This window comes from Vibrio sp. 1978 (genome assembly GCF_033344345.1).
Map to the genome: position 1 here is coordinate 1 of NZ_JAWPOP010000761.1, position 586 is coordinate 586.

At 46.4% G+C, this 586-nt stretch carries 1 protein-coding gene; it reads left to right on the forward strand.

Going from position 1 to position 586, the window contains the following annotated elements:
- Positions 1 to 586 (forward strand): cation:proton antiporter (locus R8N49_RS28960; RefSeq protein ID WP_318190681.1); only part of this gene is annotated, 586 nt, incomplete at both ends.

The window sequence follows — 586 nt, forward strand, 5'->3', positions numbered from 1 at the left end:
GCGCTCAAATGCAGCCTTCCCCCTCTAGTCGGTTTTCTACTAGCGGGTTTTGGCTTACATGCCTTTGGCTATCAAAGTAATGACGTTATTGTCACTCTGGCTGATCTCGGCGTTACTCTTTTGCTTTTTACTATTGGCTTAAAGCTCGATGTAAAAACATTGCTTTCCAAAGAAATTTGGGGCGGCGCAACAGCGCACAATATTCTTTCAACCGTTTTTTTTGCCCTTGCGTTGTCAGGGCTGAAACTGCTTGGATTAACGTCCCTTGCAAGTATGGAAAGCGGGCAGATATTGCTCCTAGCCTTTGCACTTTCCTTCTCTAGCACTGTTTTCGCGGTAAAAACACTGCAGGAAAAAGGTGAACTCAACGCGACATACGCCACACTGGCCATCGGTATTTTGGTTATGCAAGATATCTTCGCCGTCGTGTTTCTGACTGTTTCAACAGGCAAAGTGCCAGAATGGTACGCCATAGGTCTATTTGCTCTTCCTCTTCTACGCCCGCTGTTTTACAAGTTATTGGATAAAGTAGGCCACGGCGAGATGTTAGTGCTGTTCGGCATTTTCTTCGCGCTTGTTGTGGGTG